The organism is Sinorhizobium fredii USDA 257 (assembly GCF_000265205.3).
Lineage (GTDB): Bacteria > Pseudomonadota > Alphaproteobacteria > Rhizobiales > Rhizobiaceae > Sinorhizobium > Sinorhizobium fredii_B.
On sequence record NC_018000.1, the window covers coordinates 105,671 to 126,418 of the forward strand.

At 64.2% G+C, this 20,748-nt stretch carries 17 protein-coding genes; 11 read left to right on the forward strand and 6 right to left on the reverse strand.

Annotated elements, in window-relative coordinates:
* Nucleotides 1–160: 160 nt before the first annotated feature.
* Entirely contained in the window at nucleotides 161–781 is a 621-nt protein-coding gene (locus USDA257_RS00485; RefSeq protein WP_014760901.1) for a FecR domain-containing protein, read from the forward strand.
* Here USDA257_RS00485 and USDA257_RS00490 read toward each other — a convergent pair.
* Together USDA257_RS00490 and USDA257_RS00495 are read right to left on the reverse strand one after the other, a co-directional pair.
* Nucleotides 757–2,643, reverse strand: coding sequence for a CHASE2 domain-containing protein (locus USDA257_RS00490; protein ID WP_041413711.1), 1,887 nt, complete (start codon nucleotides 2,641–2,643; stop codon nucleotides 757–759). The two genes, USDA257_RS00485 and USDA257_RS00490, sit on opposite strands and share 25 nt — an antisense overlap.
* 7 nt (nucleotides 2,644–2,650) lie before the next feature.
* On the reverse strand, nucleotides 2,651–3,355 hold the full coding sequence (locus tag USDA257_RS00495) for a Crp/Fnr family transcriptional regulator (protein ID WP_014760903.1): 705 nt from the start codon (nucleotides 3,353–3,355) through the stop codon (nucleotides 2,651–2,653).
* A gap of 219 nt (nucleotides 3,356–3,574) precedes the next feature.
* Between USDA257_RS00495 and USDA257_RS00500 the strand changes: the two genes are divergently transcribed.
* Nucleotides 3,575–4,012: a DoxX family protein gene (locus USDA257_RS00500; protein ID WP_014760904.1), complete on the forward strand. Its 438-nt coding sequence runs from the start codon at nucleotides 3,575–3,577 to the stop codon at nucleotides 4,010–4,012.
* A gap of 71 nt (nucleotides 4,013–4,083) precedes the next feature.
* On the opposite strand, the gene USDA257_RS00505 is transcribed toward USDA257_RS00500, so the two are convergent.
* Nucleotides 4,084–4,512 (reverse strand): RbsD/FucU family protein, encoded by a 429-nt coding sequence (locus tag USDA257_RS00505; RefSeq protein WP_014760905.1) that lies wholly within the window; start codon nucleotides 4,510–4,512, stop codon nucleotides 4,084–4,086.
* Entirely contained in the window at nucleotides 4,512–5,744 is a 1,233-nt protein-coding gene (locus USDA257_RS00510; protein WP_014760906.1) for an ROK family transcriptional regulator, read from the reverse strand. Before USDA257_RS00510 ends, USDA257_RS00505 begins: the two co-directional genes overlap by 1 nt.
* Before the next feature lie 267 nt (nucleotides 5,745–6,011).
* Here USDA257_RS00510 and USDA257_RS00515 point away from each other — a divergent pair, with 267 nt between their 5' ends.
* The 7 genes from USDA257_RS00515 (at nucleotide 6,012) to USDA257_RS00545 (ending at nucleotide 12,744) form a co-directional block, all read left to right on the forward strand.
* A complete protein-coding gene (locus USDA257_RS00515) occupies nucleotides 6,012–7,037 on the forward strand; it encodes a sugar ABC transporter substrate-binding protein (protein ID WP_014760907.1) in 1,026 nt (341 codons plus the stop codon).
* A 299-nt stretch (nucleotides 7,038–7,336) separates the two neighbouring features.
* Nucleotides 7,337–8,422, forward strand: coding sequence for an ABC transporter permease (locus USDA257_RS00520; RefSeq protein ID WP_014760908.1), 1,086 nt, complete (start codon nucleotides 7,337–7,339; stop codon nucleotides 8,420–8,422).
* Nucleotides 8,422–9,204 (forward strand): ATP-binding cassette domain-containing protein, encoded by a 783-nt coding sequence (locus tag USDA257_RS00525; protein WP_014760909.1) that lies wholly within the window; start codon nucleotides 8,422–8,424, stop codon nucleotides 9,202–9,204. Before USDA257_RS00520 ends, USDA257_RS00525 begins: the two co-directional genes overlap by 1 nt.
* The gene (locus USDA257_RS00530; protein ID WP_014760910.1) at nucleotides 9,201–9,821 is read left to right on the forward strand and encodes a nucleoside triphosphate hydrolase; all 621 of its coding nucleotides are present in this window, start codon (nucleotides 9,201–9,203) and stop codon (nucleotides 9,819–9,821) included. Before USDA257_RS00525 ends, USDA257_RS00530 begins: the two co-directional genes overlap by 4 nt.
* 185 nt (nucleotides 9,822–10,006) lie before the next feature.
* Nucleotides 10,007–11,044: a dihydroorotase gene (gene pyrC / locus USDA257_RS00535; RefSeq protein WP_014760911.1), complete on the forward strand. Its 1,038-nt coding sequence runs from the start codon at nucleotides 10,007–10,009 to the stop codon at nucleotides 11,042–11,044.
* A 24-nt stretch (nucleotides 11,045–11,068) separates the two neighbouring features.
* Complete coding sequence (locus USDA257_RS00540; RefSeq protein ID WP_014760912.1) at nucleotides 11,069–11,767, forward strand: orotate phosphoribosyltransferase; 699 nt, start codon at nucleotides 11,069–11,071, stop codon at nucleotides 11,765–11,767.
* A 50-nt stretch (nucleotides 11,768–11,817) separates the two neighbouring features.
* The gene (locus USDA257_RS00545; protein WP_014760913.1) at nucleotides 11,818–12,744 is read left to right on the forward strand and encodes a carbohydrate kinase family protein; all 927 of its coding nucleotides are present in this window, start codon (nucleotides 11,818–11,820) and stop codon (nucleotides 12,742–12,744) included.
* Nucleotides 12,745–12,804: 60 nt separating this feature from the next.
* On the opposite strand, the gene pgi is transcribed toward USDA257_RS00545, so the two are convergent.
* Together pgi and USDA257_RS00555 are read right to left on the reverse strand one after the other, a co-directional pair.
* Entirely contained in the window at nucleotides 12,805–14,430 is a 1,626-nt protein-coding gene (gene pgi, locus USDA257_RS00550) for a glucose-6-phosphate isomerase (RefSeq protein WP_014760914.1), read from the reverse strand.
* Nucleotides 14,431–14,686: 256 nt separating this feature from the next.
* Entirely contained in the window at nucleotides 14,687–16,387 is a 1,701-nt protein-coding gene (locus USDA257_RS00555) for a long-chain fatty acid--CoA ligase (protein WP_014760915.1), read from the reverse strand.
* 393 nt (nucleotides 16,388–16,780) lie between these two features.
* Here USDA257_RS00555 and USDA257_RS00560 point away from each other — a divergent pair, with 393 nt between their 5' ends.
* Together USDA257_RS00560 and USDA257_RS00565 are read left to right on the forward strand one after the other, a co-directional pair.
* Nucleotides 16,781–17,956 carry an AI-2E family transporter gene (locus USDA257_RS00560; protein WP_014760916.1) on the forward strand — a complete coding sequence of 392 codons (1,176 nt, stop codon included), beginning with the start codon at nucleotides 16,781–16,783 and terminating at the stop codon, nucleotides 17,954–17,956.
* Between the two features lie 103 nt (nucleotides 17,957–18,059).
* Nucleotides 18,060–20,744, forward strand: coding sequence for a sensor histidine kinase (locus USDA257_RS00565; RefSeq protein ID WP_014760917.1), 2,685 nt, complete (start codon nucleotides 18,060–18,062; stop codon nucleotides 20,742–20,744).
* Nucleotides 20,745–20,748 lie beyond the last annotated feature (4 nt).

Below are 20,748 nucleotides of genomic sequence, written 5' to 3' on the forward strand. Positions count from 1 at the left end.
CTGGCGTGAGGCGGTGCCTGTTCCGCGCGAAACAGCCAGGGCCAGGAGCGACTTTCGAACCTGGCACGGAGCAAGGGGCGTCTTGCATCCTCGATGCGTCGGTCTATCCTCGAACGAAGGCTCGAACAGGGAGCGCTGCAACAGCAGCGGGGAGAAGCCGATGCCGCAGCTACAGATGAAAAGAAGGATGGTGCTTGGCGGCCTGATCATGGCCGTCATCGGCGGCCGAGCGGCCGCGGCCGCGAGCGGTTCAGTCGTCGGCAAGGCGGCGAAGATCCGCGGCAATGTGCGCCGCCGGCAGGGTGAGGCGGAGGAGCGGCTCACTGCAGGCGGCTCCGTTCTCGACCGGGACTACGTCATGACGAGCACCAACAGCTTTGCCGATCTGGCCCTCAGCGAAACGCGCATCCTTCTCGGCCCCCAGACGGAGCTCTTGATCGACAGCTTCATTGCCGGCGAGGGAGGCACGCTCGAGCTCGGCGTTGGCCGGATGGTCTTCGACAGGCCGCGGGGACTGCCGAAGGTCGACGTCGCGATCCGCACGGCTTTCGGGATGATCGGCGTCCGCGGCACGAAATTCTTCTGCGGCCCCAGCCGCACTGCTGCCTTCGCCGTCTTCGTCGAGCACGGCGCCGTCAGCGTCGAAGGCGGCGGCGTCACCCGGATGCTTGCCGCCGGCCAGGGCGTGGATATCGACCGTCCCGGTGCGGCGCCGAGCGAGCAGACGAATTGGGGACAGGCGCGGATCCGGGAAGCCTATGCGAGCGTCGGTCTGGGGTGAGGGCTCTCGCCGTCGGCGACGGTGAACAACTCCATCGAGCCGAAGCCGCGGATTTCGTGCCGGCCGAGCGGCCGAAGCCTGGCGCTGCTTTGCGCGGCGGCGGCCGGGCCGATGCAGATCGCCGTGCCGAGGAACTTGTTCGCCTCCTGAAGCCGGGCGGCGAGGTTCACCGCATCGCCATGGGCCGTGTAGTCGAGCTTGCCGCCGGCGCCGACCTCGCCGAGCACCGCCGGCCCCGTCTCGATGCCGATCCTGGTTCGGCCAAAGCCCTGTTCGGCGAATTGCGGCCGCGCGCGCATTTCCTCGGCCAGTGCGTGGATCGCGATAGCACAATCGATCGCCTTGTCGACATGGTCGGCGAGGTCCTCCGGCGCGTTGAAGAGGGCGTGGACCGCATCGCCCACCACCTTGTCGACCATGCCGCCGTGACGGGAGACGAGCGCGTTGACCTCCGCGAAATAGATGTCGAGCAGGGCCACGAGCTCCCGGGGGCTGAGCTTGTGTGATAGCGTCGAGAAGCCTTCGATATCGGTGAAAACAGCCGTCACGGGTCGCTCTTCACCGGCCACACGGCCGCGGTCCGGATCGTCTATGTAGCGGGCCACCACCGACTGCGGCAGATACTGCGAGAATTTCTGCCGGGCGATCGCTTCGGCGCGGCGCACCCGGGCGAGCTGCAACGCGCTCGTCACGACGAGGATCGTCACCATCGCGACCGAGATGCTGACGGCATCGAAGAGCCAGCCGGTCGCGGCGTAGATAACGCCGGCGAAAGCACTGACGGCAAGCACCGCCGCGCCGCCGAGCGTCAGCGTCATCATGGGACGGAGTTTGGTCGCGCCATAGGCGGCCACCACGCCGGCGGCGACGCTGAACAGCGCCTCCATGACGGGCAGATCGCCGTCCCGATAGGGCACGAAGCCGGTCATGATCGCGTTGGCTATGTCGGCATGGATCTGCACCGAGGGCTCGAGCGGCATGGAGGCGGTCGGCCTCAGCCCGCCGAGGCTCGGCATGCTGCTGCCGACGAATACCAGTTTGCCGGCGATCCGGCTCTCGTCGATCCTGTCTGCCATGACGTCGGCAGCCGAAACCGTCCGGGCGGCAATTTCCGCCTGCGAACTCGCCACGAAACGAAGGTTGCCGTCCGCGTCGAGCGGAATGATGGCGTGGTCGAGCCTCAGCCAGGCTGGCTCTCCGCCAAGCACCGGCGTGCTGCTTGCTGCGCCGAGCCGGCCCGCTTCGATGCCCAGGGCCGGAAAGGCGTCGTTGTCGATAACGGCGAAGGCTTGCGCGCGGCGGACACGGGCATCCTTGTCTCCGACCAGGAACGCCGCCGTCGCCGCTTTCGCCCGGTCCATGAACATGGGGCAGGCCGTCTCCGCGCCGTGGATGAACCATTGCTCAGGGACGGCAAGCTGGCGCCGCAACGCCAGCGGTGGAACGGGACGCGGGTGCTCCAGGACGCGCTCGGCAGCCAGAAAGCCAAGGACGACGGGCGCTTCGCCGATCGCCGAAGCGAGCGCGGCGTTTACCGGCGCGGCCGGACCGCAGTCGGAACTGAAGACGAAGTCGACGGCGATCGCTTTGGCGCCGGCGGCTGCAAGCCGCGATATCAGTTCGGCCGTCGCACCCCTGTCCCAGCTTTCGGACCTCGCCTCGACGGCCAGCCGGTCGATGTCAACCACAAGAATGTCCGTCGACCGCGGCGAGGGGGCCCATTGGGTGAGATTGTCGAAGAACAGTTCACGCGGCGTGCGGAACACTGTTTCGGCGTAAAGGTAGAGAACGAACGCCGCGGCCAGAGTAGCAACGATCCCGCCGGCAAGCGGGCTGATGCGGCGATGGGGCCATGGTGGCAGGATCGGCCTAGTCCTCCGGTGGATCGGCTATCATCAGCAGGCGTCCCACGTTACACGAGACGATGCCGTCCGTCCGCTTGAGAGCGCCGCTTTCCTCCAGCGAGAGAATGGCACGGTTCACCTTCGGCCGGCTGGCGCCGAGAATGGCGGCGATATCGGTCTGGCTCAGCGTCAGGCGAAGATTGGCGCTTGCCGGCAGTTCGTTGCCGTGGATCTGCCGGAGCGTCGCCAGGAAGAAGCGTGCGACGCGGGCGTGGAGATCGTAGAGCGCGATCGTCTCCAGCCGGTCCGTCGTGTCGCGCAGCTGCGCGCAGAGGAAGCGGATGACCGCCTCGGCGATTCTCGGCTTCTGGGTGATGAGATCGAGAAAGGCCTTCTTGCCGATCACATAGCCCTCGGCGGCAGTGACCGCGGTTGCGTCGGCCGAGCGCGGCTGGTCGTCGAGCACCGCCATTTCGCCGAACAGCGCCCCCGCCTCGTGCTGGCGGAGCATCAGCTCGCGGCCCTGCGGCGTGAACAGCGAAAGCTTGATGCGCCCGGAAACCACGACGATCATGTAGTTGCCCTCGTCGCCGCGCTGGAAAATGACCGTGCCCGCGGGCCATTTCCGGTAGCTGGCGATGTCGGCAAGTTCGCAGAGGGTTTCCTTGTCGAAGTCTTCGAAAATCGGAAAGGACCGCCAGAAGGCGGGACTCCGGTTGATTTCAGTCATGAGATTTCCCCGCGTGCCCTACGCGCGGGAATTCTTCACGCAGTCGCTGTCTGTTGCAACAGAAAAGAGCTTGGCGGCCAGGGCATGGCCGGAAAGTGTTGACGACGTCACGCCGTCGTCTCGTAAATGTAAACGATCTGTTTCCGCCAGGGCGGCTGGTCAATTCGGAAAATGCTGATATTCCTGTCGCCAAATCCGTTTCCAACAGGAGCCTCGCGCATGCCTCAGAATGTCATCGTCCTCATCGGACGCGTTCTACTCTCGATCATTTTCATCGTCTCGGGCTTCGGCAAGCTCACCGATCCGGCGGGTACGGCCGGCATGATCACCAATGCCGGATGGCCGGCGGCAACCGCGCTCGCCTATCTCGCCGGTCTCTTCGAACTGGTCTCGGGTCTTGCCATTCTGGTCGGCTTCCAGACGCGCATCGCTTCCTATCTGCTCGCCGCCTTCTGCCTCGTCACGGCTTTCGTCTTCCATAGCGGCCCGATCAACATTCCCGATTTTCCGGAGGCGGCAAACGGCCTTCTGTCGATGTTCAACCAGATCATGATGATGAAGAACATCACCCTTGCCGGCGCCTTCCTGGTGCTTGCCGGCTTCGGCCCCGGAGCGCTATCGCTTGACGCCCGCCTCGGCAGAACCGTCGCTGCCTGAGGCGACGGAACGTCACTTCACGTAAGGAACCCGCCGGCACGACCGGCGGGTTCCTTGCATTATAGGATGGCTCAGGGGTAGATCACGCCCTTGCGCAGGATGACATTGCCGTAAAGGCGCGGTTCGCTGGTCTGCACGACCGTATGGGCGGCTTTCACCCGCGGGTAGAATTCCGCGCCGAGAAGCGGAACGACCGACTGCCCCGGCTCGTGCTTGCGGCAGCATTCGACGATGTCCCGGTGCACCGGATCGAGCGCGTCCTTGTCCTGCTTGACCGTCGCGCGGAAGATCGCCTCCGGCACGAAATCGTCGATCGGCAGCACGCTGAGGATGGCATCGAGGACCGGAACCAGATGATGGCCGTCGAGCCGCACCAGCCGCCGGGCATGTTCCTGGCCGGGATAGTTCCCGTCGACAAGGGCGATCTCGTCGCCGTGCCCCATTGCCCTGAGCGCGGCGAGCAGTTCCGGGCTCAGGATCGGGTCTATTCCTTTCAGCATCAGGTAAGCTCCTTGAAGAGTACATTGGTATCGAGCAGATAGCGCGAAAACAGCGGCAGGCTCGCTCCGCCGATCGCCCGGGCGTGGCTTCCGACCGCGCCCTCGACAAGGTCCGGAACGGTGACGCCCTGGAGGTCGAGCGTCTGTAGCGCCTTGCGCGTCGCGGCGAGAAGGCGCGAGCGCACCCAGGGCGGAAAGCCGCCGTCGATCACGGCGGCGGAAAAATCGACGATCGAGACGGCCGAGACGACGGCCTGGGCTAGTGCTGCCGCCGAATCCTGGATCCAGATTTCGAGGGGCTCGCCGAAATCGATCCAGTCGTCGGCTGAATACCAAAGCGGCTTCGGATCCACGCCGCGGTCGCGCAGCAGCTTTTCGAGGACGAAGACCGAGGCAATCTTCAGCAATTGCGTCGTCCTGCCATCCTTGCCCGACACCGGCAACGGACCGATGGCGCCGGCGGTGCCGGTCCGGCCGGAGAAGAGGGCGGAGTTGAGCACGACGCCGCCGCCGATGAACGAGCCGATATAGAAATAGACGAAATCCGGATAGTTGGCGCCGACGCCGAAGGCGAGCTCCGCGCCGCAGGCACTGGTGCCGTCGTTCTGGAGGAAGACGGGGTGCGGCGTCCGCGCCGTGACCGCCGCCTGCAGGTCGAATTTGCGCCACCTGTCCATTTCCTCGCGTGGCGCGCCGACTTCTTCGGCCCAGTTCCACAGTTCGAAAGGCGTCGCGATGCCGACGCCGGCGATGCGCTTGCGATCTTCGGAGCTGAGCTGCCGCTCGAGCTTTTCGATGCCCTCGACGATGAAGGTGACGAGGTCGTCGGGCAGCGGGTAGGTATGGATCTGGTGGAGATGCAGGCGGATGTTGCCGAGGAAATCCATCAGCACCAGGTCGGCGCTGCGACGGCCGATCTTGACCCCGAAAGAATAGACCGCATCCGGGTTGAGCCGCATCGGGATCGACGGTTGACCGACGCGGCCGCGCACCGGGTCGCCGCGGACGAGCAGCCCGTCGGCCTCGAGCGCGCGCATGATGACCGAGACGGTCTGTGCGGAAAGTCCGGAGCGGCGGGCGATCTCCGCCTTGGACAGGCTGCCGTGGCGACGCACCAGCGACATGACCAGCCGCTCATTATAGGCGCGCACGCGCGTCTGGTTCGCCCCGCCGCTCGGGTCGATCACATCGGGTTGCGCCGATCCCCCATGGGGATCTTGTATCAGTGACATGCCACCGCTCCTCCCGTTGGCATCCCTTCATGCGAGATCTGCCGATTCCTTCTCGCCGCCTCCGTCGATTTGGCAGCGGTGGCTCGCGCCGGACCTGCTGCACGCAGAATGCCATATCCAGATAATAATTCAATTTGATTTATTTATTGACACCTTGGAATTTTGGTGTTTGATTTACGCTCGGAAGCGCCGCCCGCAGGAGGAGAATGCTGCGGGGGTGAAGCCTGAAGGCCGGTTCCGGCATTATTTAAACCTTGGGAGGGTTTGATGAAGAAAACTGTTCTTTCCACCGCATTCGGCGCGCTCGCTCTCGGCGTCGCCTTCGCTTCGCCGTCACAGGCGGCCGACGTCTCTGCCTGCCTCATCACCAAGACCGACACCAACCCCTTCTTCGTGAAGATGAAGGAAGGCGCGACCGCCAAGGCCCAGGAACTCGGCGTCACGCTGAAGGCCTATGCCGGCAAGGTCGACGGTGATCACGACAGTCAGGTTGCCGCCATCGAATCCTGCATCGCCGATGGCGCGAAGGGCATTCTCATCGCTGCATCCGACACCAAGGCGATCGTTGATCAGGTGAAGAAGGCGCAGGCCGCCGGCGTTCTCGTGATCGCGCTCGATACCCCCCTCGATCCGGCGACCGCTGCCGACGCGACATTCGCGACCGACAACCTGCTCGCGGGCAAGCTGATCGGCCAGTGGGCGGCCGCAACGATGGGTGAAAACGCCAAGACCGCAAAGGTCGGGTTCCTCGATCTGACCCCGTCGCAGCCGACCGTCGACGTGCTGCGCGACCAGGGCTTCATGATCGGCTTCGGCATCGATCCCAAGGATCCGAACAAGATCGGCGACGAGGACGATCCGCGCATCGTCGGCCATGACGTGACGAACGGCAACGAGGAAGGCGGCCGCACGGCGATGGAAAACCTTCTGCAGAAGGATCCGGAAATCAACGTCATTCACACCATCAACGAGCCCGCTGCCGTCGGCGCTTATCAGGCACTGAAAGCCGTCGGCAAGGAGAAGGACGTGCTGATCGTGTCGGTCGACGGTGGTTGCCCGGGCGTCAAGTCTGTGGCCGAAGGTGTCATCGGTGCCACGTCGCAGCAATATCCGCTGATGATGGCCGCGCTCGGCATCGAGGCGATCAAGAAATTCGCCGAGACTGGCGAGAAGCCGAAGCCGACCGAAGGCAAGGACTTCTTCGACACGGGCGTCGCGCTCGTCACCGACAAGCCGGCCGCCGGCGTCGAATCGATCGACACCAAGGTCGGCACGGAGAAGTGCTGGGGCTGATCGCCCGCTTGTTCGAACCGAAACCGACAGGGAAGGGCGGCCCCGGCCGCCCTTCGCGTAAGCGCCGGGGTCTTTGACAAGGCGCGAAACCTGCGCGACCTTTAGAGCGGGATTAAGGAAAGCCACGATGCGCTTCCGCGCGCGTCTCGCTCTGGCTTCTCGGAACTGATCACGGTTGCGGCCTGGATGGCCGTCCGCACTTGCCGTGATCAAACCTGGAAGTCGCCGCGACCACGGCGGGGCCGCGCATCCGGCAGCAATGCACCCCCTTTGAGAGTGGGGTTACGGGAGGAGTCTCCATGGGCGAGCCAAACACAGCCGCACAACCATCCCAGGAGTTCGAAAAGGTCCTGGTCAACAGTTCGACGGATGTGGCGTCCTTCGACACGCATGACAAGACGCCGCTTCAGAAGATTCAGCACTTCCTGCATTCGACGCCGGCGGCCGTGCCGTTCGTCGTGCTCATCGCGTCGATCCTTGTCTTCGGGCTCGCGATCGGCGGCAGGTTCTTCTCGTCCTACACGCTGACGCTGATCTTGCAGCAGATCGCTGTCGTCGGCATGCTCGGCGCGGCGCAGACGCTGGTGATCCTGACGGCCGGCATCGATCTCTCGATCGGCGTCATCATGGTCATCTCGGCCGTCGTCATGGGCAATTGCGCCGTGAGCTACGGCTTGCCGGCGCCGATTGCGGTGGCGGCCGGATTCCTCGTTGGCGGCGCCTGCGGGCTCTTGAACGGTCTTTTGGTGTCGCGCCTGAAGCTGCCGCCATTCATCGTCACGCTCGGCACCTGGTACGTGATCATGTCGACGAACTTCATCTACTCGGAGAACGCGACGATCCGCGAGGCGGACGTGACTGCGGTGACCCAGTGGCTGCATGTCTTCGGCGTGAACTTCAAGGTCGGCACGGCGGTGTTGACCCTCGGTGTCGTCGCCATGGTCGTCCTGGTTTTCGGCCTCTGGTACGCGTTGAACCACACCGCCTGGGGACGCCATCTCTATGCGGTCGGCGACGATCCGGAAGCCGCCAAGCTCTCCGGTATCCGCGTCGGCAGGGTGCTGCTCAGCGCCTACACGATCGCCGGCCTGATCGCCGCTCTGGCCGCCTGGGTCTCGATCGGCCGAAACGGCTCGATCTCGCCGTCGGCTGCGGTCACCGACTATAACCTGCAGGCCATTACGGCGGCCGTGATCGGCGGCATTTCGCTCTTCGGCGGCCGCGGCTCGATCCTCGGCACCCTGATCGGCGCGATGATCGTCGGCGTGGTTTCGATGGGCCTCAACATGCTCGGCGCCGATCCGCAATGGAAAGTCTTCCTGACCGGCGTGCTCATCATCTCCGCCGTCGCAGTCGACCAGTGGATCAGAAAGGTAGCAGCGTAATGGCACAGGAACCCATTCTCACCGCCCGCGGTCTCGTCAAGCGCTATGGCCGCGTCACTGCCCTCGATCATGCCGACTTCGACCTCTATCCGGGTGAAATCCTCGCGGTGATCGGCGACAACGGCGCCGGCAAGTCCTCGATGATCAAGGCGATCTCCGGCGCCGTCACCCCAGATGAAGGCGAGATCCACCTCGAGGGCCAGCCGGTGCACTTCCGCTCGCCGATGGAGGCGCGCGCCGCCGGCATCGAGACGGTCTATCAGAACCTCGCTCTGTCGCCGGCGCTGTCGATCGCCGACAATATGTTCCTCGGTCGCGAGATCCGGAAGCCGGGCCTCTTCGGCAAGCTGTTCCGCACTCTCGACCGGTCGGCCATGGAGAAGATGGCCCGATCGAAGCTTTCGGAACTCGGCCTAATGACGATCCAGAACATCAACCAGGCGGTGGAGACGCTCTCGGGCGGCCAGCGCCAGGGCGTGGCGGTCGCACGCGCCGCCGCCTTCGGGTCGAAGGTCGTCATCATGGACGAGCCGACTGCCGCCTTGGGCGTCAAGGAAAGCCGGCGCGTCCTGGAACTGATCCTCGACGTCCGTCGCCGTGGCCTGCCGATCGTGCTGATCTCGCACAACATGCCGCATGTCTTCGAGGTCGCGGACCGGATCCATATCCATCGCCTCGGCCGTCGGCTCTGCGTCATCAATCCGAAGGAATACACCATGTCGGATGCGGTCGCCTTCATGACCGGTGCCAAGGCGCCGCCCGGCGAGGCAATCGCCGCATGAATGTGCAGTCCTTGCGGGACGAAATACTGAAACGGGCGGCAGGCGCCGGCCGTTTCGTCGTCGCCATTGCCGGTCCACCGGGGGCGGGTAAGTCGACGCTTGCCGAAGCGCTTGCCGAGGCGATCGCCGAGGCGGGGGAAAGCGTTGCGGTGCTTCCGATGGATGGCTTCCACATGGACAATGCCGTCCTTGTCGAGAAGGGCCTGCTGCCGCGCAAGGGTGCGCCCGAGACGTTCGATGTGCGAGCCTTCCTTTCAACGCTCGCCGCGGTACACGCGAATGACGGCGAGGTGCTCGTTCCGGTCTTCGACCGGACCCGCGAACTGGCGATCGCCTCCGCACGGGCAATCGCGCCGCAAACGCGTATCGTGCTGGTCGAGGGCAATTACCTGCTGCTCGACGAGGCGCCATGGAGCAGGCTGGATGGGGCATTCGACTATTCGATCTTTATCGATCCGGGGATCGAGGTGCTCGAGCGGCGACTGCTGCAGCGCTGGTACGATCACGGCTATGATGAGGAGTCCGCACGGAAAAAAGCCCTTGGCAACGATATCCCCAACGCCCGCAGGGTCGTCGGCAACTGCCGCGCCAGCGATCTGGTGATCCGGGATTTCTGAGGGATGGGCTGTGGAGTGGGACGGTTTGCCGCTCGCGCGTCCCGACTTAACCTTTCCGATTGGCCATTGTCTTCGGCGGCGCAATGATGTTATCGAGGCGCGGTTTCACCACATGAATTACCGCCCTACAAGCGCCGGTCACGCCGCCCGCGTGGATCGGGCGCGAGCATCGGGAGAACGCTGACATGCAAGAGCTCGTTATCCGCCGGCCGGACGACTGGCATCTCCACCTGCGCGACGGCGGCATGCTGCGCGGCGTCATTGCCGATACGAGCCGCCATTTCGCCCGCGCTATCGTCATGCCTAATCTGGTGCCGCCCGTGGTGACCTCCGCCGATGCGGCCGCCTATCGCGAACGCATCCTCGCCGCCATTCCGGCGGGTGACAGGTTCGAACCGTTGATGACGCTTTACCTTACTGAAGGGACCGATCCGGACGATGTCGAGGCTGGCTTCAGGAGCGGCCTTGTCAAGGCGGTAAAGCTCTATCCGGCGGGTGCGACCACCAATTCGCACAGCGGCGTGCGCGACATCGCCAAGGCGATGCCGGTTCTCGAGCGGATGGCCGAGATCGGCCTGCCGCTCTGCGTTCACGGCGAGGTGACGACGCCTGAAGTCGATATCTTCGACCGCGAGGCTGTCTTCATCGAAACGGTTCTCGATCCGCTTCGTCGGCACCTGCCGGATCTCAGGATCACCATGGAGCATGTGACGACGAAGGACGGGGTCGACTATATCAAGGAGCACGCGGCCAATCTCGCCGGCTCGATTACCACCCATCACCTGATCATCAACCGCAATGCCATCCTCGTCGGCGGCATCAAGCCGCATTATTACTGCCTGCCCGTCGCCAAGCGCGAGACGCACCGTCTGGCGCTGCGGGCGGCGGCGATATCCGGCGACGTCCGCTTCTTCCTCGGCACCGACTCGGCCCCACACGCTGATCCGCTCAAGGAATGCGCCTGCGGCTGCGCCGGCATCTATACGTCCATCAACACGATGAGCTGCCTTGCCCAAGTGTTCGAGGAGGAAGGGGCGCTCGACCGGCTAGAGGCCTTTACCTCGCTGAACGGCCCCGCCTGGTATGGCCTTCCGGCAAACGACGAAACGATCACGTTGCGCAAGGGCAGCGAGCCGGTCCGCTATCCCGCCAAGATCGAGACCGAAGCCGGCCCGGTCACGGTTTTCGATGCGATGTTCCCGCTCTACTGGGCCGTCGCCTAAGTTTTTCGATTGCAAGGAGAAGTCATGTTTTCGAACGCATTCACCGACAAGGCGGTGATGGCCGAGCTGGTCGCGAAGATGCTTTGGGAGATCAAGGCGGTGCATTTCCGGGCCGACCAGCCTTACAAGCTCTCCTCCGGCATGGCGAGCCCGGTCTATATCGACTGCCGCAAGCTGATTTCCTATCCGCGGGTCCGCTCCGCTGTCATGGACTTCGCCGCCGCGACGATCCTCAGGGAGGCAGGCTTCGAGCAATTCGATGTGGTCGCTGGCGGCGAGACGGCCGGCATCCCCTTTGCTGCCATGCTTGCCGAACGGCTCGCCCTGCCGATGATCTATGTGCGCAAGGCGCCGAAGGGACATGGCCGCAATGCCCAGATCGAGGGCCATATGCCGGAAGGGGCGCGTGTCCTGGTCATCGAGGACCTGACGACCGCCGGCGGCTCGATGTTCAAGTTCATCGACGCGATCCGCGCGGCCGGCGGCATCGTCGAGCACGGCATCGCGCTCTTCTACTATGACATTTTCCCGGAGGCGCGGGGCAACATGAAGTCCAAGGGCGTCGACCTCCATTACATCGCCACCTGGCGCAACGTGCTCGCGGTCGCCCGCGAACAGGCGCTGTTCGATGAAAAGACGCTGAACGAGGTCGAAGCCTTCCTCAATGCGCCACTCGCCTGGTCGGCCCGCAAAGGCGGCGTCGACACGCTCGCCGCCCAGTGACGGCGCGGCCGCTGATCTCGTCGATGGAATAGTTTTCAAGGAGGACGTTCATGATCGTTTGCTGCGGAGAGGCCCTGATCGACATGCTGCCGCGCGAGTCGGCGGCCGGGGAGAGCGCCTTTGCGCCCTATGCCGGGGGTGCCATCTTCAACACGGCGATCGCGCTCGGCAGGCTCGGTATTCCGACGGGCTTTTTCACCGGCCTCTCCGACGACATGTTCGGCGACATCCTGCGGGAAACCCTGAAAGCCGCGAATGTCGATTTCGGCCCCTGCGCTACGCTGCCGCTGCACACGACGCTTGCGTTCGTGAAACTCGTCAACGGCCATGCGAGCTACGCCTTCTTCGACGAGAATACCGCCGGGCGGATGATCACCACGGACCACCTGCCGGCCTTCGGCGATTTCTGCGAGGCGCTGCATTTCGGCGCGATCAGCCTCATCCCCGAGCCCTGCGGTTCGACCTATGAAGCATTGATGACAAGGGAACACGATAGGCGGGTGATCTCCTTCGACCCGAATATCCGACCGGGTTTCATCAAGGATCGGGAGGCGCATCTCGCCCGCATGAACCGCATGGCGGCGATGTCGGACATCATCAAGTTCTCCGACGAGGATCTCGCCTGGTTCGGTATGGAAGGGAGCCACGACACGCTCGCGGTCGAGTGGCTGAAGCGCGGTCCCAAGCTGGTGGTGATCACCAGGGGCGCGGACGGTGCCGTCGGCTATACGAGGAACCACAAGGTCGAGGTCGCGAGCCAGCGGGTGATGGTCGTCGATACGGTCGGCGCCGGCGACACTTTCGATGCCGGCGTGCTGGCCTCGCTGAAGCTCAACAATCTGCTGACCAAGGAACAGGTTGCAAACTTGAGCGACGAGGCGATCCGGCAGGCGCTCGCCCTCGGCGCGAAGGCAGCGGCGGTCACCGTGTCGCGCGCGGGTGCCAACCCGCCGTGGAAATACGAAATCGGGCTCTGATAGCCGGAAATCTGCGTGCATGAAGGGCGTCAGCATCGCTGGCGCCCTTTTTCTTATCCGTCAGCGTGCCGCCTTCAGAAGCGCGGCAACGAGGCCGGCGGTCGAGGAATCGTGACCCTCGGCGCTCTCCTTGCCTTCGACGACAGGCAGCAGGCCGGTCGCCAGTTCCTTGCCGAGCTCGACGCCCCATTGGTCGAAGGGGTTGATGTTGAAGAGCGCCCCTTCGACGAAGACGCGGTGCTCGTAGAGGGCGATCAGGCGACCGAGCGCGAAGGGATCGAGCTGGTCATAGACGAAGGTGAGCGACGGCCGGTTGCCGGAAAAGACGCGGTGCGGCGCGATCTTGTCCGCCTTCGCCTCGTCCATGCCCTTCGAGGTAAGCTGTGCCTTGGCTTCGGCAAGCGTGCGGCCCTTCATCAGCGCTTCTGACTGCGCCAGGCAGTTGGCGATCAGCAACTGGTGCTGATGACGCAGGTCCTTCTCGTGGCCGTTCGCGGCGATCATGAATTCGGCGGGAATGACATCGGTTCCCTGGTGGATAAGCTGGTAGAAGGCATGCTGGCCGTTGGTGCCAGGCTCGCCCCAGACGACCGGCCCGGTCGCAAATTCCACCGGCTTGCTGTCGAGTGTGACGGCCTTGCCGTTCGATTCCATGTCGAGCTGCTGCAGATAGGCCGGGAAGCGCGTCAGGCGTTGGTCGTAGGGCAGGATCGCCCGGGATGGATAGCCGAGAACGTTGCGGTGGTAGAAGCCAATGAGACCGAGCAGCATCGGAAGGTTCTCGCGCACGGGAGCGGTGCGGAAGTGCTCGTCGATCGCGTGGGCACCGTCGAGGAAGCGGCCGAAATTTTCCTTGCCGATCGCAATCATCAGCGGCAGGCCGATCGCCGACCAGATCGAATAGCGCCCGCCGACCCAGTCCCAGAAGCCGAAGACGCGGGCGGCGTCGATGCCGAAGGCGGCGACCTTGTCGAGGGCGGTGGAGACGGCTGCGAAGTGGTGGCCGACTGCCGCCTCGCCGAGCTTGCCGGCGATGAACGCGCGGGCGGTGGCGGCATTTGTCATCGTTTCGATCGTCGTGAAGGTCTTCGAGGCGACGATGAACAGCGAGGTCTCCGGGTCAAGGAGCTTCAGCGTGTCGGCGATATGGGCGCCATCGACATTGGAGACGAAATGCAGCCGCGGACCATCATGGAAGGGCGCGAGCGCCAGCGTCGCCATCACCGGGCCGAGATCGGAACCGCCGATACCGATATTGACGACGTCGGTGATCTTCTTGCCGGTGGCGCCCTTCAAGGTGCCGGAACGGACGTCGTCGGCAAAGGCGCCCATCGCGTCGAGAACGGTGTTGACGTCAGGCATGACGTCCTTACCGCCGACCAGGATCGGCCGGTTCGACCGGTTCCTGAGCGCGGTATGCAGGACGGCGCGTTCCTCGGTGATGTTGATGATGTCGCCACGCAACATGGCGTCACGCTTCTCCTCGACCTTGGCGGCCTTCGCCAGCGCCTCGAGACCATCGAGTACCGTGTCGTTCACGGCGCATTTCGAATAATCGAGGAGCAGATCGCCGAGTCTCGTGCTGAAGCGCGAAAAGCGGCTCGGATCGGCGGCGAAGGCGGCACGGATGTCGGTCGCCTTGGTCTCGCGTGCAGTGGCTTTGAGGTTTTCGACAAGCGCTTTCATCGCAGGGCTCCTTGCATCGGAAATCGGCTGCGATAGCTAGTCGCTTTCGACGTGGCAAATCAAGGGCAGGTGTGCACTGCAGCGAAATAAGCCGGTTCTCATCGCTCTGGCGGGAGGCGGTGCAACTGCCCCTCACCATAGCCCCATCCCTGCAGGTGGGGAGAGGGGACTTTGGCTGGAGCGCTGCCGCGAGTCCCCTTCGCCCCGTCTGCGGCGAGAAGGTGGCCGGCAGGCCGGATGAGGGGCTCTCCCTCGGTTAGCCGCGCAAGTCCTTGCGCAGAATCTTGCCGACATTGGATTTCGGCAGTTCGTCGCGGAACTCTACGTGTCTCGGCCGCTTGTAGTTGGTGAGGTGTTCGGCGCAGTGGCGCTTTACGTCCCCTTCCGTGAGGTTCGGATCCTTGCGCACGACGAAGAGCTTGACCGCCTCGCCGGAATGCGGGTCGGCGATGCCAATGGCGGCGCATTCCAGGATGCCGGGGTGGGTTGCCACGACCTCTTCGATCTCGTTCGGGAAGACGTTGAAGCCGGAAACGAGGATCATGTCCTTCTTGCGGTCGACGATCTTCGTCAGTCCCGCGGCGTTCATGAAGCCGATGTCGCCGGTGCGGAAGAAACCATCCGGCGAAATCGCTTTCGCCGTCTCGTCGGGGCGCTGCCAATAGCCGGCCATGACCTGCGGGCCGCGGATGCAGATCTCGCCGATTTCGCCGGTCGGCAGCGTATTGCCGTCGTCATCGCGGATTTCGACCTCGGTCGATGGCAGCGGCATGCCGATCGTGCCGGTGAACTCGTCCGTGTCGAGCCGGTTGGCGGTGGCGACCGGGGAAGTTTCCGAAAGCCCATAGCCTTCATGGATCGGGCAGTGCGTCGTGGCGAGCCAGCGCTCTGCAACCGGTCGCTGCACCGCCATGCCGCCGCCGAATGTCAGGATCAGCGATGAAAAGTCGAGCTTCTGGAACTCCGGATTGTTCATCAGCGCGTTGAACAGCGTATTGAGCCCGGGGAAGATGTTGGTCTTGTACTTGGCCAACTCCTGGACGAAGGCGGGAATGTCGCGCGGGTTGGGGATCAGGATGTTGTTGCCGCCGGTCGCGAGCCCCATGAGCGAATTCACCGTCAGCGCGAAGATGTGATAGAGCGGCAAGGCGCACATGAAGGTGAGGTTTTCCGGCCGCGGCTTGCGCAGGAAGGCCGTGTTTAGCCAGATCCCCATCTGGGCCATGTTGGACAGAAGATTGGCATGGGTGAGGGTGGCACCCTTGGAAACGCCGGTCGTGCCGCCTGTATATTGCAGGAAGGCGACATCGCCAGGCGCGACATTAGGTTTCGCAAGCGAAAGCTTCTCGCCCTTGGCAAGAACAGTCCGGAAGGAGAGGTGCCCCGGCAGCGACCAGGCCGGAACGAGCTTCTTGACGCGGCGCACGACGACGTTGACGACCAGGCCCTTCACCCCGAGCATGTCGCCCATTGTCGCGACCACCACATGCTTTATCTTGGTCCGGGCGACGACCTGCTCGACTGTATGGGCGAAGTTTTCCAGGACGAAGATTGCCTTGGCGCCGGCATCGACCAGCTGGTGTTCGAGCTCGCGCGGCGTGTAGAGCGGGTTGACGTTCACGACCGTGTAGCCGGCTCTGAGGATGCCGTAGACGATCACCGGGTTCTGCAGGATGTTCGGCATCATGACGGCGACGCGATCGCCTTTCGCCAGACCGAGCGACTGCAGCCAGGCGCCGATTCGACCCGAATGGACGTTGAGATCGGCGAAGGTCAGCGACTTGCCCATGCAGGTGAAAGCGGGCCGCCAGGAATGCTGCGCCACCGCATGGTCGAAGAACTCGCCGAGCGATCGGTAGGGGAGTGGTCCGATCTCGGCGGGCACACCTGGCGGATAGGACTTGATCCAGTTTTTCCCCGCGCCGGACCCCGCCTGCTGCATGCTTGCTTCCGCCATGATCTCTCTCCCTCTGGTGGCAACGAACGGCCTTGCTCACGGCGAAGAAAAATCCCTCCCGATCTTCCCTCCCGAGCGAAGATGCTGCTTTTGCAGCGTCTCTTCAAGCACTAATCGGAATTATATAACCTTGACGTAAACGTCAATAACGCGGATGCCCATGCGAGTGACGGATTTTGCCGCAGTCGTCTTCAGGCGAAGCGAAATCTCCCCGTCATGTCTGTCCGTTAGACCCGGTGAAAGACGATCACGGCAATTGTGAATTGATCCCTGGCCATTGCGATGATTTTGGAGACGCCACCTTGCTCATGCCGAAAGCGCGCATCCAGGCAGGAGACGGGCTGGCAAGGCTGCGGGATTGTTGTAAGGTTCTTGAAAGACGGAGGACTACAGGTGCAATTGGGCAATCGTGAGCGAGAAAATCCCCCGGTGGAGCCGCGGCTCTTCGGGCAGCCTGCCCATTCGCGCTCGGCCCTCGTCCTGCCGATCTCGGCCGCCCGCTGGATGCTCGTCCTCGTCCTCATTGCCGGCGTCTATTTCTTCCACGGCTTCGTCGTGCCGGTGCTTGCCGCCGTCGTCATCGGCTTTGCCAGCTGGCCGATCTATCGTCGGCTGCTTCAGGCCCTGAACGGCAATCGGACGCTCGCGGCGACGATTGCCATCACCTCGGTCGTCGCCTTTATCGTCGTGCCCATCTCGATCGCCGCGGCTTACGCGGTGGACGAGGTGCGCGACTGGCTCGTCTGGGCGGTGCAAACCAACGTCAGTGGAGCGCCGGTCCCGGCCTGGCTAACGACCATCCCGGTGGCCGGCGCCTGGCTCGGTCAGCAATGGGTGAAATATGTCGGCCATCCGGGCGCGCTTGGCGAGCTGGTCCAGCTCGTCAGCGGCTCCAATATCGGCAACATCTACCGCGGCGTCCTGGTGATCGGCGCCTCCGCCTTCCAGTCCTTCCTGACGTTGCTGTTCATGCTGATCACCCTGTTCTTCGTCTACCGCGACGGCCACTCCTTCTCGAAGCAGTTGGATCGCCTTGGCGAACAGATTTTCCCAATGCGCTGGGAGCGGCTGTCGCGCGTCGTGCCGCTCACCATCAGCTCGACCGTGACCGGCATGGGTATCATCGCGATCGGCGAGGGCATCGTCCTCGGCGTCGCCTACTGGCTGGCCGGCGTGCCCTCGCCGGTGACGCTCGGCATCATCACTGGACTGATGGCGCTCATTCCAGGCGGCGCACCGCTCTGCTTCACCCTCGTTTCGATCTATCTGGTGGCGAGCGGCTCGCTCTTGCAGGGTGTTGCGCTCTTTGTCTGGGGAACGACCGAGCTCTTCATCGTCGACAAGACGCTTCGTCCGAGGCTTGTCGGCGGCCCGATCAAGCTGCCCTTCCTGCCGACCTTTTTCGGCCTCGTCGGCGGCGTCAAGACGATGGGCTTCCTAGGCCTTTTCGTCGGCCCGGTGCTGATGGCGCTGCTCGTCGCGATCTGGCGCGAGTGGATGCATGAGGTGGCGAACCAACCGGAACCGACGGCAAAGCCGATCTCCCGGGTCGACATTGCCGCGAAATAGGACCGGCGACCTGCGGGCCGGTCGCACGGTTGTCCGGGGTCACAGGCGGGCCGCGTGCCCCTGTGTAGGGTGAACCTTCTGAGGACAGAGTTCGAGAGATTGAATGCCCGAGATTGATCGCGACCAGGCAAGGCGCCCCGATCCCGATGCCCTGCTGGGGCTGGCCGACAAGGGCGGGAGAGGGAAGCTGACGGTGTTCCTCGGCGCCGCGCCGGGCGTCGGCAAGACCTACGCCATGCTGATGCGGGCGCAGCGGCTCAAGGAGCAGGGCGCCGACATCGTCATCGGACTTGTCGAGACCCACGGACGCAGCGAGACCGCCGCTCTGCTCGATGGGCTGGAGGTCCTGCAGCGCCGCGACGTGGCGCATAACGGCCGCACGCTCCACGAATTCGATCTCGACGCTGCATTGGCGCGCCGTCCGCGGATCATCGTCGTCGACGAGCTCGCCCATACCAATCTCGGCGAAAGCCGTCATCCCAAGCGCTACCAGGACATCGAGGAACTGGTGGATGCCGGCGTCGACGTCTGGACGGCGCTCAACATTCAACACCTCGAAAGCCTGTCGGATATCGTCGCCCAGATCGCCGGTGTTCCCGTGCGAGAGCGCATCCCCGACACGGTTCTGAGCCGGGCGGACGAGGTGCTGCTGGTGGACCTGCCGCCGGCGGAGCTGATCGACCGGCTAAAGGAAGGCAAGGTCTACCTGCCCGACAATGCCAAGCGGGCCGTGGACCACTTCTTCCGGCTCGGCAATCTGACGGCGCTGCGCGAGCTGGCGCTCAGGCGCACTGCCGACCGGGTCGACGACCAGATGGTCGACTACCTCAAGCAGAACGCCATTGAGGGTCCCTGGCCGGCCGGCGAAAGGCTGCTCGTCTGCATCGGCCCGGATCCGCTATCGGAAAAGGTGGTGAGGACGGCGAGCCGGCTCGCCTCGGGCCTCAACGCCGACTGGATCGTGGTTTCCATCGAGCGTGCGGATCGCGAGGCGGGCGATGGCGAGGCGATGCGGCAGCTTGACGAGACCTTCCGTCTTGCCGAGCAACTGGGCGCCGAGACGCGCCGCATCATTGGCAGCGATTTCGTCGAGGAGATCCTGAAACTTGCAAGGCGCGAGAATGCGACGCAGATCGTCATCGGCGCCCGGCGCCACTGGTTCCCGCTGAGCCTGTTTCGCGCCTCCTTGCCCGACGCGCTGTCCAGGCGCGTGTCGGGAATCGGCATTCATCTCGTCACCGGCAAGATCGAGCCGGCCGCCAAGACGAGGCAGCGAAGCCAGCGGCTGCTGCCGGAGGGACTGGCTCGAGCGCTCGGCATAGCCGGCGGCACCGTCGGGCTGGCGACAGGACTTGGCGTGCTGATCGAGCAGTTCATCATCCTGCAGAATATTTCGCTTCTCTATCTGCTCGCGGTGCTCGCCTCGGCGGTTTACGCCGGTTACTTCGCGGCTCTGGCGGCGGCCCTGTTTTCCGTTGTCGCATACAACTTCTTCTTCATCGAGCCGGTCGGCACCTTCACGGTGGCCGAGCCGCACGAGGTTTTCGCTCTCCTCGTTTTCCTGGCGGCCGCGGCGCTGGCCGGCAGCCTTGCCTCGCGCATTCGCGATCAGGCGAAGACCGCAAGGGGCCGGGCGACGGCGACGCAGGCGCTCTATGACTTTTCCCGCAAGCTTTCCGGCACCGCCAATGCCGAAGACGTGCTCTGGGCGGCCGTCACCCAGATGCAATCGACGCTCAGGCGCAATGCCGTGCTGTTGCTGCCGGAAGACGGTGATATTGCTTTGAGCGTGGCCTGGCCGCCGGACACCGAGCTTAGCGTCAGCGACATGATGGCGGCGCGCTGGACATTCGAAAAGAGAGAGCCGGCCGGCAACGACACCGGCACGCTGCCGAACAGCCCGTTTCAGTTCCGGCCGCTGATGAGCCCGCAGGGCGTCGTTGGCGTTTGCGGCTTTCTGCAGGAGGACAGACCGCTCGACATCAACGAGGAACGGGCCCTTGCCGCGATCCTCGATCAGACCGCGATCGCCGTCGACCGCGCGCGACTGTCGCGCGAAAGCCTCGATCAGGCCGCCCAGCTCGAGGGCGAGAAATTCCGCGCCGCCCTGCTTTCGTCGCTCTCCCACGAGCTCACGACCCCTTTGACAACGATCACCGGCGCAGTGACGACGCTGCGCCAGCTCGGCGAAGGAATGCCTAAGGAGGGCCGGAGGGAACTTCTGAACTCGATCGAGGAAGAAAGCGGCAGGCTCAAGAACTTCGTCTCCAACCTGCTCGACATGAACCGCATCGAGGCGGGGACGATCAATGCCAGGCGCGATCGGGTCGATGTGGCGGATGTCGTTCACGCTGCCGTGGAACGGGCACGGAAATACTTTCCCGGCCGGGTTTTCGAGACCAGCATCGCCGCAGATCTGCCGTTGATGCGCGGCGACAGCGTCTTGCTCGGGCAGGTCCTCTTCAATCTGCTCGACAATGCCGACCGGTTCGGAGGCGACGAACCGGTCAGCATCTATGCCCGGCGGGAGGGCGACGAGGTCGTTTTGTCGGTGACGGACCTCGGCAAGGGCATCGCGCCCGCCGATCTCGAGCACGTCTTCGACAAGTTCTTCCGCAAGGGAAAGTCGGACGGACGCTCGCTCGGCACCGGCCTCGGCCTTACGATCAGCAAGGCCTTCGTCGAGGCGATGGGCGGGCGGATCAAGGCCGAGAGCCCGGCACTCCGGCGCCGCGGGACGCGTATTTCCATGCGCTTCCCGGCCGCCGAAGCGGAGCCCTCGAACTGAGGCG

Bases quoted from the DNA above. Each gene is read 5' to 3' on its own strand.
- USDA257_RS00485 (WP_014760901.1), top strand. From the start codon at position 161: ATGCCGCAGCTACAGATGAAAAGAAGGATGGTGCTTGGCGGCCTGATC.
- USDA257_RS00495 (WP_014760903.1), bottom strand. From the start codon at position 3,355: ATGACTGAAATCAACCGGAGTCCCGCCTTCTGGCGGTCCTTTCCGATT.
- USDA257_RS00500 (WP_014760904.1), top strand. From the start codon at position 3,575: ATGCCTCAGAATGTCATCGTCCTCATCGGACGCGTTCTACTCTCGATC.
- USDA257_RS00505 (WP_014760905.1), bottom strand. From the start codon at position 4,512: ATGCTGAAAGGAATAGACCCGATCCTGAGCCCGGAACTGCTCGCCGCG.
- USDA257_RS00510 (WP_014760906.1), bottom strand. From the start codon at position 5,744: ATGTCACTGATACAAGATCCCCATGGGGGATCGGCGCAACCCGATGTG.
- USDA257_RS00515 (WP_014760907.1), top strand. From the start codon at position 6,012: ATGAAGAAAACTGTTCTTTCCACCGCATTCGGCGCGCTCGCTCTCGGC.
- USDA257_RS00520 (WP_014760908.1), top strand. From the start codon at position 7,337: ATGGGCGAGCCAAACACAGCCGCACAACCATCCCAGGAGTTCGAAAAG.
- USDA257_RS00525 (WP_014760909.1), top strand. From the start codon at position 8,422: ATGGCACAGGAACCCATTCTCACCGCCCGCGGTCTCGTCAAGCGCTAT.
- USDA257_RS00530 (WP_014760910.1), top strand. From the start codon at position 9,201: ATGAATGTGCAGTCCTTGCGGGACGAAATACTGAAACGGGCGGCAGGC.
- pyrC (WP_014760911.1), top strand. From the start codon at position 10,007: ATGCAAGAGCTCGTTATCCGCCGGCCGGACGACTGGCATCTCCACCTG.
- USDA257_RS00540 (WP_014760912.1), top strand. From the start codon at position 11,069: ATGTTTTCGAACGCATTCACCGACAAGGCGGTGATGGCCGAGCTGGTC.
- USDA257_RS00545 (WP_014760913.1), top strand. From the start codon at position 11,818: ATGATCGTTTGCTGCGGAGAGGCCCTGATCGACATGCTGCCGCGCGAG.
- pgi (WP_014760914.1), bottom strand. From the start codon at position 14,430: ATGAAAGCGCTTGTCGAAAACCTCAAAGCCACTGCACGCGAGACCAAG.
- USDA257_RS00555 (WP_014760915.1), bottom strand. From the start codon at position 16,387: ATGGCGGAAGCAAGCATGCAGCAGGCGGGGTCCGGCGCGGGGAAAAAC.
- USDA257_RS00565 (WP_014760917.1), top strand. From the start codon at position 18,060: ATGCCCGAGATTGATCGCGACCAGGCAAGGCGCCCCGATCCCGATGCC.